Source organism: Cyanobium sp. Cruz-8D1 (assembly GCF_024345975.1).
GTDB lineage: Bacteria > Cyanobacteriota > Cyanobacteriia > PCC-6307 > Cyanobiaceae > Cyanobium.
This window is the reverse complement of the sequence record NZ_JAGQCD010000003.1, coordinates 22,642-35,543: the sequence shown is the minus strand read 5'-3', so window position 1 is coordinate 35,543 and position 12,902 is coordinate 22,642. Positions and strand designations below refer to the sequence as shown.

The following is a 12,902-nucleotide window of genomic DNA, read 5'->3' as shown; positions in this document are numbered from 1 at the left end:
TTCTGGTCACATGATCCGCCAGGTCGGCTGCAGAAACCAGGCTGTCCGGGGGTGGGAATGCTTTGCAACAGATCCCGAGCCTCCATGGATAAGCGCCACTACCGCGTGGTTGAGCTGCTCTTTCAGCTCGCCGTTCTCAATGCCCTGGGTCAGATGACCCAGCCAGGCACTCCAGAGCAGGGGGCAGTAATCGCTGAGCTGGAGCCTCTGCTGGGTGCGGTCCTCGCTCTGATCGAGGAGCTGGAGGTCGACCCGTTCATCCCCGTGATCGCTTGACAGGGCCCAGTTGTGGCGCAAGCCATGGGCTTGGCTGCCGTTGCCGCAGCGATGCCCCAGTTCAGAGCGGTCGTATGCCGGCTCCGGCAGCGGGGGAGGAGTAGGCCCCACAGGGCCGGCACACACCCACCGCATCACTCGGCCAGTCCTCACGCCGCGTCAAGGATCAGGCCGTGCGCTCTCCTGCGTCGGGCGTCCTTGCCCCGGCGCTGCGGCCGGCCGGTGGGGGTGGGGTTCTCCGCCGTCTCCCAGATGGCTCCCCTCGCCTCCCCTTCCTGCCAGCAGCCGCAGGCCCTTAGTCGTTCTGCCCTCAAGGCCCGTGATCTCCTGGTGCTGGAGCACCTGCCCCTGGCTGATGCCATCGCCTCAGCCACCGCCCGGCGTCTGTTCCCGCTGGTGGAGCGGGAGGATCTGATCCAGGTGGCCCGTGAGGCCCTGGTTCGCTCCGCCTCCCGCTGCAGAGCGGGCGAGCCGCCGGCTCCCTATCTGCGCCGCTGCATCTCAGGCGCTCTGCAGCATCACCTGCGCGATCGGGTGCGGCTGGTCCGCATTCCCCATCGCCTGCATGAGCAGGGCCAGTGCCCGCTGGGGCACTTCAGCCTCGATGCCAGCGCTGATGGCGAGCCGTGCCTGCTCGATCAGCTGGCCTCTCCTGAGCCCGAGCTGGCCTCCAGCGAGGCCGAGCAGCAGCTGGCGCTGGAGCAGTTGGTGGATCAGCTGCCCGCCGCCCAGGCCACGGCCCTGAGGCTCACGCTCCTGGAGGGCCTGTCGCTCCGCGCTGCAGCCGAGCGGCTCCAGATCAGCGCCATGTCGGTGCAGCGGGCCCAGAAGAAGGCCATCGCTGCCCTGCGCCAGCAGCTTGCAGGTGGGGGCTGAGGCCCTCCCTGCAGCTGGGCTGTGGGCCGGCCTGGCAAAAGCCCATGGAGGGCTGGCCGATCTGCCTGCGGCGGCCCCACTGATGCCGATGGCACCACCGCAACTGAGCAGTAACACCGCTCCAATCCTGGCCCTGGTGGGCGCTGAGATCCTCTCGCTCATGGCCTTTGTGGGGGTCTGCGAGGTCCGCGCCAAGGACATCGCCCTCTGCGAGAGCCGTTGGGCGTTGGCCCTCCCGGCGATTGCTCTGGCAGGGCAGTCGGCCGCCACCTACTTCATGGACTCCGGCCGCACCGGGGCCAGGGGCCCAGGGGGCCAAGGCCCTGTGGGGCAGGGCCCTGGCCCGGGTGGCGGCGGCCCCGATGGCGGCATCCCGTCTGCCGTGGTGCGGCACCTGCCGCCCAGGAACCGGCTTGGGCAGTTCCGCAGTGGCGCCAACGATGAGGACGGGGACGATGCGCTGGCTGGTTGATCTGGCCATCGCCTTCCTGGGCCTTGGGGTGCTGGAGGCCGTAGTGAAACCACTGGCCCGGCGGTTTGTGCAGCGCCGCATCCTGAGCGTCGCGCCGGTGCTGTTTCGCCAGCTCGATCCGCTGCTGCCGGGGCTGCTGCAGCGCTGCTCCGGCGCCGAGCTCGAGCGGGTGGTGCGCCAGAAGCTGGAGGCCCGCACCGGTGAGAGCTGGGCCACAGACGACCTGGGGCCGCTGTTTGAGCTCTTCGACCCACGGGCTGCAGCGGATCACGCCCTGGGGCAGATGGGGGATGAGGCCTTCGCGACCTGGTTGGACGGGGCGTCGCCGGACGATCTGGAGCGGTGGCAGCCATGAGCAAAACCACCAAGCAGGGGAAGCCTGCAGTCCCCACCAGCAACTACGTCAGCCACTACGACCCGGCCAAGAGCCATCACCGCGCCTGGCTGCAGGCGGTGCTGGACCTGTTGGTGCTGCACGAGCCCCAGGCGCTGGCTGAGGGCAGTGAGCTGCGGGACCTATGGAAGGCCGCAGTGGAGACCAAGGCGCCAGCACGGCTGCCGGCTACTGCCGTTCTGCGCCACCCCAACCCGCTGGTGGGTGTGCCCCGGTTCAGTCAGCGCGATTCCGCCCAGCTCTCTCAGCGGGACCGCACCTGCTTCTCCTCCAGTTGCGCGATGCTCCTGGAGGCCATCAAGCCCGGCACGCTCAAAGGCGCCAATGGCGACGACCAGTACCTGGCGGTGGTGCAGCGTTTTGGCGACACCACAGACGCCAGCGCCCAGCTGCGCGCCCTCGCCTATTTCGGCGTCACCGCCCGGCTGGAACAGAGCGCTGACTTCCAGCTGATCGAGCGGCTGATCAACCGCGGTATCCCCGTCCCCTGCGGCTACATCCATCGGGGCCCGGTCGAGCGGCCCACCGGCTCAGGCCATTGGCTGATCATCTACGGCCACACCCCCACCCATGTGGTGGTGAACGACCCCTGGGGGGAGCCCGACCTGATCAGTGGCGCCACCCTCAATGCTAATGGCATGGGATTGCGCTTCTCGCGTCTCAATTTCGGCAAGCGCTGGATGGTGGACCCCATCGGCGGCGGTGCCTACCGCTATGCACCCGGCAGGGGCTGGGCGGTGGTGGTGGACAGCTTCCGCTGAGGCCCAGAAGAGCGCTTCTTCTGTGGACGCAGCCGCAATCAACACCTCAGCAACAACAGAGACTTTTCACTGCATGGGTCCCACACCACAGAGCCATGGGCCCCTACGAAACCGGTTTCTTCCTTGAGGCCTGCCGCCTGCGCGGCAGCAGCTTCCAGCCCTATCGCCCCCTTCACCCGGAGATCACTGGCGCGGTTCGCGCGGTCAGCGAAGAGCTGGCTGCAGAAGGCCTCCCCAATTCCGTCCGTGCCGAGTTGCTGGAGCGCATCGCCAGCCGCATCCACGCCATGGAACCCGAGCTCGATGACCAGAGGCGCCGTCGCCGCGTCGAACGCCAGCTGCAGCGGCTGCTCAACAGCTGAGCAACAGCACAGCATTCACCATCCGTTCCTGCGGTCAATCCCCCTCTCCACCCACAGCCATGCCCACGTCAATGCAACCCACCTCCCGCAACAGTCACAGCGTCTTTGTGTATGGCACGCTCAAGCGCGGCCAGGTCAACCACAGCTGCCTGAGCGGCAGCACCTACCTGGGCCGGCGGCGTGTGATCGGCGCCCAGCTTCACGACCGGGGCCCCTACCCGATGACCCTGCTCACCGGCGGCAGTGATGCCGTGATCCATGGCGAGCTCTTCCGCGTCAGCGATGCGGGCCTGCGCCGCCTCGACCAGCTGGAGGGCTATCCCGGCTTCTACGACCGCAGTGAGCTGCAGCTCAGCGATGGCAGCACCGCCTGGGTGTATCACGGCACCAGCGAGCAGGTGGCTCCTTATCCCGTGATCCCCAATGGGGATTGGGACACCACCCCGGTGCTGCACTACGGCTCCAACCTCAACCCCAAACGCCTGCAGGAGCGCTGCCGAGACTGGGACGGCGAGGGAATGGTGGTGCAGCTGGATGGCTGGAGCTGGGCGATCGACAAGCAGGCCTGGGGCAAGTCCACCAACGGCTATGCCGGAATCCAGCCCTGCAGCGGCGCCGTCACCTGGGGGGTGGTCACACACCACTCAGCTGCCGACCTGGCCGAGCTGGATGAGGCGGAGGGGGTCGACTACGGGCACTACCGCCAGGAGCGGGTGATGGTTCGCAGCCACTGCGGCGCCATGTTTGAGGCGTTGGCCTACGTGCCCTGTGATCACAGGCGCCGTTCAGGCCTACGGGCAGAAGCGTCCTACAAGCGCCACATCCTTTGCGGCATTGATCACTGGGATCTGCCGGTTGCCTGGCGCACCGCAGTTGCCGAATCCCTCAGCACCACCACATAGGGAGGCTCCAGCCGCCAGGTGTTCCATGCCCGCTCACGGCAAATCACCTTCCTGTCGGGATGCTCTTTGAGCACCCCACTGGTCACGTACTCCCAGCGGGGCTCTTTGTCGGGCTTGACCAGATGACCATCGTCGCGCGTCAGAAATCGATCCTGGACTGCCGCAGAAGAAAGCCCCCTGTTGCCTCCGAGAGGCACTGTCGCGGCATCAGCCAGCACCTGCGCCAAGCCCATGAGCACAGCCACGGGGAAGTTGGAACAGAACAGTTCGCTGCCCCGGCCCTGCTCGCCGATGCTCTCCACCGTGCTGTCCACCACCAGCCAGCCCTCCTGGGCCAGTTCGTCCAGGTGGGCCTGGGCCAGCCATTCGCTCAACACCACGGTTTTGCAGCGCTCGCCCTGGGGCTGGATGAACAGCTTCAGGCCAGTGGTGCGGTGCCGGCCCTGGTCTTCATAGAGCTGATCCAGCAGCTGAGGCTCGCTGCCTTGGCAGAGCAGCAGCAGCTCCAGCAGGCATGTGGTGGGCTCCTGCACCAGCACATCCAGCGATGGTGCACCTGGCCGCTCCATGCCGTCCTGCCGGTAGCGCTGCACCAGCTCCCGCAGGGCCTCATCGTCGATGCGGCCCTCTCCCCTCAGCCTGCAGACCGTGCGGTAGAGCCGGGCCCGGGTCAGCTCACCGCTGCCCTGCAGCACCACATCCAGCAGCCTTAACGCCTGCTGCCATTGCTGGTTGCGCATCGCCACATGGGCCAGCCGGTAGCGGAAGCGATCCAGAACCACCGCTCCAGCAGCCGACAGCCCCTTGGCGTTGGTCAGCGCGGTAGCCGTCAGCTCATCCAGCCCGCTGGTCGCCGTCAGCGAATGGCGCACCTTCGCATCCAGCAGCTCCTGAATCCAGCTCTCCAGCTGCCGTTCGGCCTCGCGGCGGGCATCGGCAACGGGTCCCGAGGCCATCGCCTCCAGCACAGCCTTCAGCTGCTCGGCTTCCACCATCGCGTCCGCACCTTGCTTGCAGTCAGCCTGCCCCAACGGGCCGCGCAACTCAATTCAGGTCTCGCCATGGGGCTGTTCGCATAGATTCGATAGCAGTCGCAGCGGAAGAATGATGGTTAATTTATGCAGAAACCGCATAGTTCTCGTTGCCCTTGCTCTGATCGCATCGGCGGGTGCGGCGATCGGTGCTCCTCGAGAAGAGCTTGCGGCTCCCAGAGGCAATCCAGCCAATGTGGATCTGGAGGGCGTTGGCTACTCCGCCGATCTCAAGGGCAAGATCGTGGTCTACAAGGTGAAGCTTTCAGGCGGTAATGCCTGGGTTTCAGGCGCGCCCAACAGCTGGGCCATCTTTGATGTGGTGGATGGCCGCAGTGTGATCATCAAGCAGAGCACCTTGATTGTGAATGGCTGGACTGGCTACTCCAAGTGGTGGGATCACAGCGTCATTGCGGCTCGAGCATGCAAGCAAACCCAGTCCGGCTGGGATGACCCTGCCAGCTGCGTGATTGGTAACGGCAATGTTGTCAAGCTGCCAGAGGGAGAGTCGATCTTTGATTACTTCTTTGAATTCAAGTGGGAAGAGAACGGCGGCGTGCAGGTCGGGAAGACAGCCATCGATCCCAAGGCCAAGCCCACCGACGTTCGGTCCATGAACTGAGAAACGCCAATGAGCTTTCGCCGCACTCTTCCCGTCCTACTGGCGACCCAGTTGCTTTTCATCCCCTTGGCGGTCCAGGCGGGCTCCTATGAAGCTCGTTGCTCCAGCAAACGCGACTGCGTGGTCAAGATCCTTGGTGATCGCTTGATCGTTGATGGCAAGACCGTGCCCGTTGATGCTGTCACCAGCTGGGCAAAGGGAGGGCCAGGTAGCCAATCCAATGCCGTACTAGGTGCAGGTGCCACCCTTCTCTTTGGGGCACCAGGGTTGCTCGCCTTCGGGCTGCGCTCCTTTAAGTCGACGTTTTCGATTGCTTATTACACACCGGAAGGAGAGGTCGCTGAGCTCGCATTCGCATTCGACAACGGGGACGCCAGCCGCTTCTTTGAAACTGAGATACAGGCTGCAACCGGTTTGCCACTCGGCAAGGTCAGACGCGAGGCAAAGGACTTCAAGTGGAAGGAGTCTGATTTCCCTGCGGTCAGATAACGAGTCAGGCCGCCCGAGGCTCCGGCGATGTTTTGCCATGGGGGCGTTCTCTTTGTGGCCTGCCCCACAAGCCGCTTTGGCCTTCCCCTCTGTGCCCAGGCCGATCGTCCCTTGGTGATTCCCTTCTCGGCCCATGGCCCCGGGCGGCAGCGGCCCACTGCAGCTGAGGGGCGCGGCCCTAACGGGTGCGCTTGTGATCTCTTCGCAGAATCTCTGAGGTTTGAGACCTCTTGCGCCAACCAGTTGGCGGAGATGCCTGCAACGCAGGGCTGTATTAGGGCCAGCTTATGGCGAAAGCCAGGCGTTTTCGCCGCCCAGTGGTCTCTGCCGCCGCTGGGCCTCTGTCATCTCCAGGGCTGCAGCAGCCGGGAGACAATGAACCTCCAGGCGCTCGCCGGGGGAGGTGTTCCCCATCCCGGAGGCCCTGATGACCAATTCCTTCGTCTATTACGCCAAGGAGGATCCCTGGCAGGATGACCTCGACGGCAACCACGGTCTGCCGGTGCTGCTGGCTCGACGTAGCGGCGAGCCAGGCAGTGAGGCCCTCTGGAGTGGCATCCGCGGTGCCTGGGAGCCGTTCCCGGATCTCTTTGCGCGGTTGATGGGTGGTGATTGGTGGGATCAGATCCCGGAGCAGCGTGCCCGCCAGTATTTCGATGCGGCTGCTTTTGACGATGGACCGATTGAGGAGCCGCTGCCACCAGAGGAGTGGGAGCGCCTGCTGCAGGAGCACCGGCAGCGGCAGCAGGCCCAATCCCAGCTGTGAACTACCCGCTTGATGAGAGACACCACACCACAGGAGAGCCATGACTGAGAACCAAGCGCAGCAGGCCCACAGCCAGCGCTACATCGATGCCCTGGGATGGGCTGGTGAGCTGCATCGCCGCCAGCATCGCAAGGGGAAACCTGTGCCCTACATCTCTCACCTGATCGGCGTGAGCTCCCTGGTCTGGGAAGACGGTGGCGATGAGGACCAGGCCATCGCGGGCCTGCTCCACGACGCCATCGAGGATGCCGGCGTGAGTGATAGCCAGATCGCCGCCCGCTTTGGTTTGCGGGTGGCCCAGATCGTCCGCGATTGCACCGACACCACCGGTGCGGTGGAAGCGGGAGGGGAGAAAGAGCCTTGGCTGCTGCGCAAGACCCGCTACATCGAGCACCTGCAGAGCGCCTCACCCGAGTCGCTACTGGTGAGCGCCGCCGACAAGGCTCACAACGCCCGCGATATGGTGCTCGATGCCCGCAGGGACGCGGGGATGTGGACCAAGTTCAACGCTGGTCTGGAGGGCTCGGCCTGGTACCTGCTGCGGCTGCAGCAGACCTTCTCCCATCGGCTGACGGGCAGCCGCTCAGTGGAGCTGCTGGGCGAGTCCGTGCAGGAGATCCTGGCCAGCGAGACCTACCGCGCCTGCGTGCCAGAAGGCATCGCCCCAGCGGTTTGGGCTGCGGGCTACGCCGAGCGGCGTCAGGCGGCTGACCCCAGCGAAGCCGGAGCTGTCGCATGAGCTCCCTGCTGGATCGCTGAGTGGAGCTTGCTCCGGGCCTCTCCAGTTTGAGGCCCTCCTGGCGTCGGGCCTCCGCTGGGATCGGTCCCGTCGCTGCGCCGCTCTCGGCGCCGAGTCCATGGCCATGCTGTCCGCCGCTTCCTCGCCGTTCTGCCGCCCAGAAGAGGATCCGTTTCTGCTGCTCGAGTCCACGCTGCGCTCAGTGGAGGAGATCCTGGTGCGCCGGCGGGGGCTGCCGCTGCGCCGCACCTGGATCGAGCAGCCCTATGGAGAAGAGGAGATCACCCTGCTGGAGGAGGAGGTGCTTCCGGCGATCCAGCAGTGTCTGGCACGGGTGGATGAGCTGGATGAGCGGCTGCTGGCCCAGCAGGAGCTGCTGCAGCGCTGCCAGCTGGAGGCTGATCGTGAGGCGCTGGCTGAGCTCAGGCTGCAGATGGCCTGAGGGCCAGGGCCCGCCGGGAGCCCTGATCCCGGCATTTCACTCCCCTGATGTGCCTCTCCGCCAGTGGGCTGGGCCAAGTCCGGAGGCGAGGTCCAGGGCGGGTTGCTCATGCCGGCGGTGGCGGAGCGCAGCGGTAGGGCAGTGCGGGGTTGGCGGTGGTCCACGGCGCAGGAGAGCACCTCCCCGATGGTCCGCCCCGCGGCCAGCAGCCACCAGTTGCGGTGGGCTGGCAGCGCCCCAGCGTCAAGGCCAAGGCGAGCACCTGAGCGGTGGCCTTGACCCCGGGGCTCAGGGGCGTGGAGGGGGGCGTTTCTTCTCCCGTTCGCCATGGAAGCCACCACCACCACCACTACCTGCCGTTCCCGCCAGCGCAAGCCACAGCGCCGTCACCCAGTGCAGGTCGCCCGGCAGCTGGTGCTCTTCTCCCTGCCGGTTCCGCAGCCGATCGGCTGCTGCTGGGATCTGATCTGCCCAGAGGCCGGCTGGGAGGAGCCGCTGCGCTGGAGCGTGTAGAGCCAGCCGGCTCTCAGCGCCGCGCGCCCGTGGCGGGCTTGAGCGCGCTGGGCTCCTGGGCCTCGGCGGCCTGGAGGTGCTGCAACCAGGCATGGCGCAGATCGTTGTGGGTCACCCGATACCCCAACCGCCGTGCCGTCTGCAGCAGGTTGGTGCGGCTGCTGCAACGGCGCAGGACGCCCTGGAGTTGGGCACTGGCTTCTGCATCAACCACCAACCGCTCCAGATCCGACCAGCTCATCTCTCAGCGCTCGGGGGATCTGGTCACCATCGCGCAGGTAGCGAAGTTCATCAGGTTCAGCGCGGCACGCTGGGCGCGATCCGTTGCATTCAGCGGGGAGAGCCTGAGGTGCTCTTTGATTCCGCGGATCAGATCCCCCGCGGCCAGAGCAGGCCTGTTGTAGGTCGCGTCGGTCCGCCTCCTGACTCCCCTCCACCACCGGTTCCTCCTCCCCCACCAGCGGAGCCGGAGAGCAGCGGTCCCTGCTGCGGGTGCTGGCGGGCGCCCACCGCACTCATGGGCGGGAAGTGGCGGATGAAGTCCGCCGTGCTGGTGATCAGTTGCAGCCCCTCAGGTGGCAAACCAGTGATGAAGTGCAGCTCGTTGCATTCCCGCCAGTGGCTGAGGGTCAGCGGTGAGCTCCAGGGGCTGGGCTGGTTGTGGCTGGTGCCTGCTGGCACCCACAGCCACACATCCCGCTCGCTGGAGCGCTGCCCCAGTTGCAGCATCACCCCATCGGGACGGGTCACCTTGCCGAAATGGGTGCTGGCGCCGCGGATGGTTGTGGAGCCGATGAACAGCGGCGCCGGCAGCTGGATCAGCGGCGGCGGCGAATCAAACAGCCCCTGGGCCTGGAGCACGAAGTCGTAGTGGCCCAGGGCGATGCCGCTGCGCAGCTGGTGGCCGTTGGCGGTGATGCTGGAGCCGATGGCCGAGGGGAGACCGCCAAAGCGGTTGCCCGAATAGCCGTGCAGCACCACCTGCCCGTAGAACTGCTTGCTGGTGCGGGGGAAGATCGCAATCGAGTTCCAGCCCGTGGTGCCCGGGCTCTTGTAGAGGGCATGGCAGCTGTCGCGGTGCAGGTCATCGTTGCCGCCATGGGTCTTGAGGGCCCAGCAGAAGAACTCCTTACCAGGAGTGGTGTCCTGGGCGATCAGCAGGATCGCGCCGATCGACGTGGCCCCGGTGAGGGTGCTGTCGACGTAGGCCAGCGCGGTGCTGTTGCCGGTGGAGCTGCTGTAGGAGCCGTAACCGCCGTTGCTGGTGTTGTTGGTGAAGGTGCTCGCCAGCGCGTTCCCAAAGACCGCACTGCTGCTGGATTGGGTCTCCCCCTGGGCGGTAGTGCTTTCAGTCAGAAACCAGAGATGCGCAGGTTCAACGGGGTGGCCCAGCTGCCAGGTGTAACCCCAGCGGTTGGCGGTCGCATCGGCATGGGAGCGCACCACACTCAGCGGTGTGGTGGCGTTGCCGGGCAGGGCGTTCACCACAGCGGCAAAGGCGCGGAAGGCGGCATCGAGCTGCATGCCGATCCCAGCGGGATCCTTGCTGGTCCACTTCCAGCTGCCGGGGGCAAAGCTCTGGCAGAACACCTGGTAGGTCATGGCCCTGCGCCTCCCTGGGGAGCAGACGCGTCCTTGGTGCGCAGCAGTAGGCCGTGGCCGCCGATCGCCAGCCACTCGTTGCCATCGGGCGACTTGTAGTAGCTCATCGCCGCGCTGCTCACGTTGAGGGCCGCGAAGTCGGGCGGCAACAGCAGTGGCTCCCAGAACTGGGCCGGTTCGTTGGCGCTCTCGTAGTAGCTCCAATCGGTGGTGGCGATCACCAGCTCGCCCGGCCGGCGGATCATCACCGGTGCCGAGAAGCTCTCGCGCAGCAGGCCGCGCGAGCCCGAGGGTTGGCCGGAGCGGGCGTTCCAGCTCACCGCACGCAGAGCATCGCTGGTGCTGGTGGGAGGCGTGCCCGCCAGGATCCAGTGGCCGGACACCTGGTCGCGAGCGATCAGCAGCGGCACCGCCTGCCTGTTCGTGAAGCGGTGCTGGCTGTAGGCGAACACGAAGTATTCAGCTCCTGGCGCCAGCGACCAGCCCACCTGCGCGTTGAACGGCAGCGGCGTGGTGCTCCAGGTGCCATTGCTGTAGCCGACATCGCCGGCGGGGTACACCCAGCCCTGTTCGGTGTCGGCCCCCACGTAGGGCTCGGTGTTGCCGATGCCCGGCTTGATCTGCAGGGTGGTGCCGGTGAGGAACACCTCCAGCAACAGCACCGCCGGCTCCCCGCCAGGGGTGAGTTGGGCGAGGGTCGCCTCGATGCGCCAGCCGCAGGGGTCCGTGGCAGTGGCCTCGGGGTTGGGTGCGGTGGCGATGCGCAGCTGGTGCTGGCTCACCTGGGCGTTGGCCGCGGCGATCCAGTTCTGCAGATAGCCGTTCACCTCCACCGCCACCGAGGGCCAGGAGGTGTCGGTGCCGAGGCGGCTGATGTCGATCAGGGTGCGGCTGCTCATCGGGTGGGCCTCATCTCAAGGCGCCAGCACGACGGCGGTCACGGTCACGGCGATGGCGGCCTGGCTGGTGCCGGTGTTGCGCACCAATGCCCGCAGCAGCGGCATGGCCGCCGCGGTATCGGTGGAGAAGTAGGTGCCGCCTGGCGGGGCGGTGACCGTGAGGGAGGCGGTGGTGGTGGCTAGATCGAGCAGCACCCCGCTGCCCGGGGCCGGGTCCTGGGTGATCGGACGACTGCCATCGGATTCCCGCGCCGCCAGCGAGCTGTAGAAGCTCACCCAGCCCGGCGCATCGGTGCTGACAGCCAGGAAATGGCCGAGCCGCCCCAGACCGGGCAGGTCGAGTAGGGCGCTGGCCCCGGGGAGCAGGGGCGTGGTGGTGGCGCTCACGCTCAGCCGCTGGCCAGGGATCTGGGTGCGCGGCAGCCAGCTGGCCATCAGCCCATCACCCTCAGCAACAGACGGTCGGACGAAGCATCAAGGCAGCACCTGGATGCGGCGGATGGCGCGCACCTGGGTGGCGGAGGCGATCGTCTTGCTCTCGGCGAACTGATCGCCCATGTAGGTCATCCGCTGGTAGGCGGTGCCGCTGGCGACCTGGGTGGAGGTCCAGTGCAGGAAGGGATCGTCGCCGTAGGCCTCGTCGAAGTGCTTGAGCGTCTCCGCCCCACCAGCGCGGAAGGCGAGCACCGAGGTGAGGGCCGGGTTGCTGTCGGTGTAGTTGCCGCCCGCCGGCACCGCATAGGGGTTGGCGCCATAGCCCGCCCCCGAATAGGTGCCGTTGGCCGTCGCCTCCGGCTTGAAGGACCGATACAGCACATCCCACTCCTGGGTGGCCGGCAGATACCAGTCGTCGTAGCCGCCGATCGAGAGCGAGCGGCAGAACTGCGCCGCCGGATGGCTGGCGTTGTTCATCGCCTCGCTGTTCGCCCAGCCGTCGAACACGCTTGTGGTGCCCGTGGTGGAGGTGTTCGCCGTCTTCCAGGCCACGTTCAGCAGCGAGCCAGAAGCCTTGGGCGAAATGATCAACGCATGGGTGGCCACCCCATTGGCGGTGTGGCTGATCAGACCGGCGTAGTAGCCGCCCTGGAAGGAGCTGCCGATGGCGGGCAGATCGGCCACGCGAATCGGGCCGAGCTGGTAGACGGTGCCGGTGAGCAGGTCGAGGTAGAGGTCGCCATCCACCGCACCAGGGATGTTCAGCGGTGGAGCACCGCTACCGGTGAACCAGCCCGTGCCGCGGGGGCCGATCAGGCCATCGATACCGGCAGGTCCCTGGATGCCTTGCGGACCTTGAGGGCCGGCCGGGCCTTGGGGACCAGCGGCACCTGCGGGGCCCGCCACACCGGCTGGTCCCTGGGGCCCCTGGATGGAGCCGCCATTCACCCAGCTGCTGGTGCCGCTGTCCCACACCCGCAGTGAGTCATCGGCCTGCACCAGGTAGGCATCGCCCTGGGCGGCATTGGCGGGCAGGTTGGCGAGTGCCGCCACCGAGCCCTTGAAGTTGATGCCGATCCCGGCTGGGCCCTGGATGCCCTGCGATCCGGTCGGACCAGCCGGGCCAGAAGGGCCAGCGGGACCTTCTGGACCCTGCAAGCCAGCAGGCCCTTGGGCCCCCTGGGGACCAGCAGGCCCCTGGTTGCCCTGAACGCCGGGAGAGCCCTGCGGGCCGGCGGGTCCCTCAGGACCGCGGATTGAACCGGTGGAATTCCAGGACCCCATGGCAGCCAGACGGGTGTTGCGTCATCGGCTATTGCCA

General features: G+C 66.8%; 19 protein-coding genes. 13 read left to right on the top strand and 6 right to left on the bottom strand.

Annotation, left to right across the window (positions count from 1 at the left end; genetic code table 11):
• Positions 1–84: 84 nt before the first annotated feature.
• From KBZ33_RS02905 to KBZ33_RS02875, 7 genes are all read left to right on the top strand, one after another.
• A complete protein-coding gene (locus tag KBZ33_RS02905; RefSeq protein WP_254950529.1) occupies positions 85–276 on the top strand; it encodes a hypothetical protein in 192 nt (63 codons plus the stop codon).
• A gap of 198 nt (positions 277–474) precedes the next feature.
• Positions 475–1,152, top strand: a complete 678-nt coding sequence (locus KBZ33_RS02900) for a sigma-70 family RNA polymerase sigma factor (RefSeq protein WP_254950531.1) — start codon at positions 475–477, stop codon at positions 1,150–1,152.
• Between the two features lie 88 nt (positions 1,153–1,240).
• On the top strand, positions 1,241–1,624 hold the full coding sequence (locus tag KBZ33_RS02895; RefSeq protein ID WP_254950533.1) for a hypothetical protein: 384 nt from the start codon (positions 1,241–1,243) through the stop codon (positions 1,622–1,624).
• Positions 1,608–1,979, top strand: a complete 372-nt coding sequence (locus tag KBZ33_RS02890) for a hypothetical protein (RefSeq protein WP_254950534.1) — start codon at positions 1,608–1,610, stop codon at positions 1,977–1,979. The genes KBZ33_RS02895 and KBZ33_RS02890 overlap by 17 nt, the downstream gene beginning before the upstream one ends.
• Positions 1,976–2,779, top strand: coding sequence for a hypothetical protein (locus KBZ33_RS02885; RefSeq protein WP_254950536.1), 804 nt, complete (start codon positions 1,976–1,978; stop codon positions 2,777–2,779). Before KBZ33_RS02890 ends, KBZ33_RS02885 begins: the two co-directional genes overlap by 4 nt.
• Positions 2,780–2,874: 95 nt before the next feature.
• The gene (locus tag KBZ33_RS02880) at positions 2,875–3,141 is read left to right on the top strand and encodes a hypothetical protein (protein ID WP_254950538.1); all 267 of its coding nucleotides are present in this window, start codon (positions 2,875–2,877) and stop codon (positions 3,139–3,141) included.
• A 59-nt stretch (positions 3,142–3,200) separates the two neighbouring features.
• Positions 3,201–4,043, top strand: a complete 843-nt coding sequence (locus KBZ33_RS02875) for a gamma-glutamylcyclotransferase (protein ID WP_254950539.1) — start codon at positions 3,201–3,203, stop codon at positions 4,041–4,043.
• On the opposite strand, the gene KBZ33_RS02870 is transcribed toward KBZ33_RS02875, so the two are convergent.
• Positions 3,980–5,038 carry a hypothetical protein gene (locus tag KBZ33_RS02870; protein WP_254950541.1) on the bottom strand — a complete coding sequence of 353 codons (1,059 nt, stop codon included), beginning with the start codon at positions 5,036–5,038 and terminating at the stop codon, positions 3,980–3,982. The genes KBZ33_RS02875 and KBZ33_RS02870 overlap by 64 nt on opposite strands.
• 232 nt (positions 5,039–5,270) lie before the next feature.
• Here KBZ33_RS02870 and KBZ33_RS02865 point away from each other — a divergent pair, with 232 nt between their 5' ends.
• The 6 genes from KBZ33_RS02865 to KBZ33_RS02840 all read left to right on the top strand — a co-directional run bounded on the left by KBZ33_RS02865 (position 5,271) and on the right by KBZ33_RS02840 (position 8,645).
• On the top strand, positions 5,271–5,696 hold the full coding sequence (locus tag KBZ33_RS02865; RefSeq protein ID WP_254950543.1) for a hypothetical protein: 426 nt from the start codon (positions 5,271–5,273) through the stop codon (positions 5,694–5,696).
• A 9-nt stretch (positions 5,697–5,705) separates the two neighbouring features.
• Complete coding sequence (locus tag KBZ33_RS02860; protein WP_254950544.1) at positions 5,706–6,185, top strand: hypothetical protein; 480 nt, start codon at positions 5,706–5,708, stop codon at positions 6,183–6,185.
• Positions 6,186–6,612: 427 nt separating this feature from the next.
• Entirely contained in the window at positions 6,613–6,951 is a 339-nt protein-coding gene (locus KBZ33_RS02855) for a hypothetical protein (protein ID WP_254950546.1), read from the top strand.
• 40 nt (positions 6,952–6,991) lie between these two features.
• Complete coding sequence (locus tag KBZ33_RS02850) at positions 6,992–7,690, top strand: HD domain-containing protein (protein WP_254950548.1); 699 nt, start codon at positions 6,992–6,994, stop codon at positions 7,688–7,690.
• A gap of 118 nt (positions 7,691–7,808) precedes the next feature.
• Complete coding sequence (locus KBZ33_RS02845) at positions 7,809–8,132, top strand: hypothetical protein (protein ID WP_254950549.1); 324 nt, start codon at positions 7,809–7,811, stop codon at positions 8,130–8,132.
• Between the two features lie 327 nt (positions 8,133–8,459).
• Entirely contained in the window at positions 8,460–8,645 is a 186-nt protein-coding gene (locus KBZ33_RS02840) for a hypothetical protein (RefSeq protein ID WP_254950550.1), read from the top strand.
• 13 nt (positions 8,646–8,658) lie between these two features.
• Here KBZ33_RS02840 and KBZ33_RS02835 read toward each other — a convergent pair whose 3' ends face one another.
• The 5 genes from KBZ33_RS02835 to KBZ33_RS02815 form a co-directional block, all read right to left on the bottom strand.
• The gene (locus KBZ33_RS02835; RefSeq protein ID WP_254950553.1) at positions 8,659–8,886 is read right to left on the bottom strand and encodes a Nif11 family protein; all 228 of its coding nucleotides are present in this window, start codon (positions 8,884–8,886) and stop codon (positions 8,659–8,661) included.
• A 128-nt stretch (positions 8,887–9,014) separates the two neighbouring features.
• On the bottom strand, positions 9,015–10,247 hold the full coding sequence (locus KBZ33_RS02830) for a hypothetical protein (protein ID WP_254950555.1): 1,233 nt from the start codon (positions 10,245–10,247) through the stop codon (positions 9,015–9,017).
• Positions 10,244–11,146: a hypothetical protein gene (locus tag KBZ33_RS02825; protein ID WP_254950557.1), complete on the bottom strand. Its 903-nt coding sequence runs from the start codon at positions 11,144–11,146 to the stop codon at positions 10,244–10,246. The genes KBZ33_RS02830 and KBZ33_RS02825 overlap by 4 nt, the downstream gene beginning before the upstream one ends.
• Before the next feature lie 15 nt (positions 11,147–11,161).
• On the bottom strand, positions 11,162–11,581 hold the full coding sequence (locus tag KBZ33_RS02820; RefSeq protein ID WP_254950559.1) for a hypothetical protein: 420 nt from the start codon (positions 11,579–11,581) through the stop codon (positions 11,162–11,164).
• A gap of 39 nt (positions 11,582–11,620) precedes the next feature.
• Positions 11,621–12,634: a hypothetical protein gene (locus tag KBZ33_RS02815; protein ID WP_254950561.1), complete on the bottom strand. Its 1,014-nt coding sequence runs from the start codon at positions 12,632–12,634 to the stop codon at positions 11,621–11,623.
• Between the last annotated feature and the right edge of the window lie 268 nt (positions 12,635–12,902).

Excerpts from the sequence above, each read along its gene's own strand:
- KBZ33_RS02890 (WP_254950534.1), top strand. The coding sequence starts at position 1,608 with ATGCGCTGGCTGGTTGATCTGGCCATCGCCTTCCTGGGCCTTGGGGTG.
- KBZ33_RS02825 (WP_254950557.1), bottom strand. The coding sequence starts at position 11,146 with ATGAGCAGCCGCACCCTGATCGACATCAGCCGCCTCGGCACCGACACC.
- KBZ33_RS02885 (WP_254950536.1), top strand. The coding sequence starts at position 1,976 with ATGAGCAAAACCACCAAGCAGGGGAAGCCTGCAGTCCCCACCAGCAAC.
- KBZ33_RS02870 (WP_254950541.1), bottom strand. The coding sequence starts at position 5,038 with ATGGTGGAAGCCGAGCAGCTGAAGGCTGTGCTGGAGGCGATGGCCTCG.
- KBZ33_RS02895 (WP_254950533.1), top strand. The coding sequence starts at position 1,241 with ATGGCACCACCGCAACTGAGCAGTAACACCGCTCCAATCCTGGCCCTG.
- KBZ33_RS02880 (WP_254950538.1), top strand. The coding sequence starts at position 2,875 with ATGGGCCCCTACGAAACCGGTTTCTTCCTTGAGGCCTGCCGCCTGCGC.
- KBZ33_RS02855 (WP_254950546.1), top strand. The coding sequence starts at position 6,613 with ATGACCAATTCCTTCGTCTATTACGCCAAGGAGGATCCCTGGCAGGAT.
- KBZ33_RS02840 (WP_254950550.1), top strand. The coding sequence starts at position 8,460 with ATGGAAGCCACCACCACCACCACTACCTGCCGTTCCCGCCAGCGCAAG.
- KBZ33_RS02860 (WP_254950544.1), top strand. The coding sequence starts at position 5,706 with ATGAGCTTTCGCCGCACTCTTCCCGTCCTACTGGCGACCCAGTTGCTT.
- KBZ33_RS02875 (WP_254950539.1), top strand. The coding sequence starts at position 3,201 with ATGCCCACGTCAATGCAACCCACCTCCCGCAACAGTCACAGCGTCTTT.
- KBZ33_RS02905 (WP_254950529.1), top strand. The coding sequence starts at position 85 with ATGGATAAGCGCCACTACCGCGTGGTTGAGCTGCTCTTTCAGCTCGCC.
- KBZ33_RS02850 (WP_254950548.1), top strand. The coding sequence starts at position 6,992 with ATGACTGAGAACCAAGCGCAGCAGGCCCACAGCCAGCGCTACATCGAT.
- KBZ33_RS02845 (WP_254950549.1), top strand. The coding sequence starts at position 7,809 with ATGGCCATGCTGTCCGCCGCTTCCTCGCCGTTCTGCCGCCCAGAAGAG.
- KBZ33_RS02830 (WP_254950555.1), bottom strand. The coding sequence starts at position 10,247 with ATGACCTACCAGGTGTTCTGCCAGAGCTTTGCCCCCGGCAGCTGGAAG.
- KBZ33_RS02820 (WP_254950559.1), bottom strand. The coding sequence starts at position 11,581 with ATGGCCAGCTGGCTGCCGCGCACCCAGATCCCTGGCCAGCGGCTGAGC.
- KBZ33_RS02835 (WP_254950553.1), bottom strand. The coding sequence starts at position 8,886 with ATGAGCTGGTCGGATCTGGAGCGGTTGGTGGTTGATGCAGAAGCCAGT.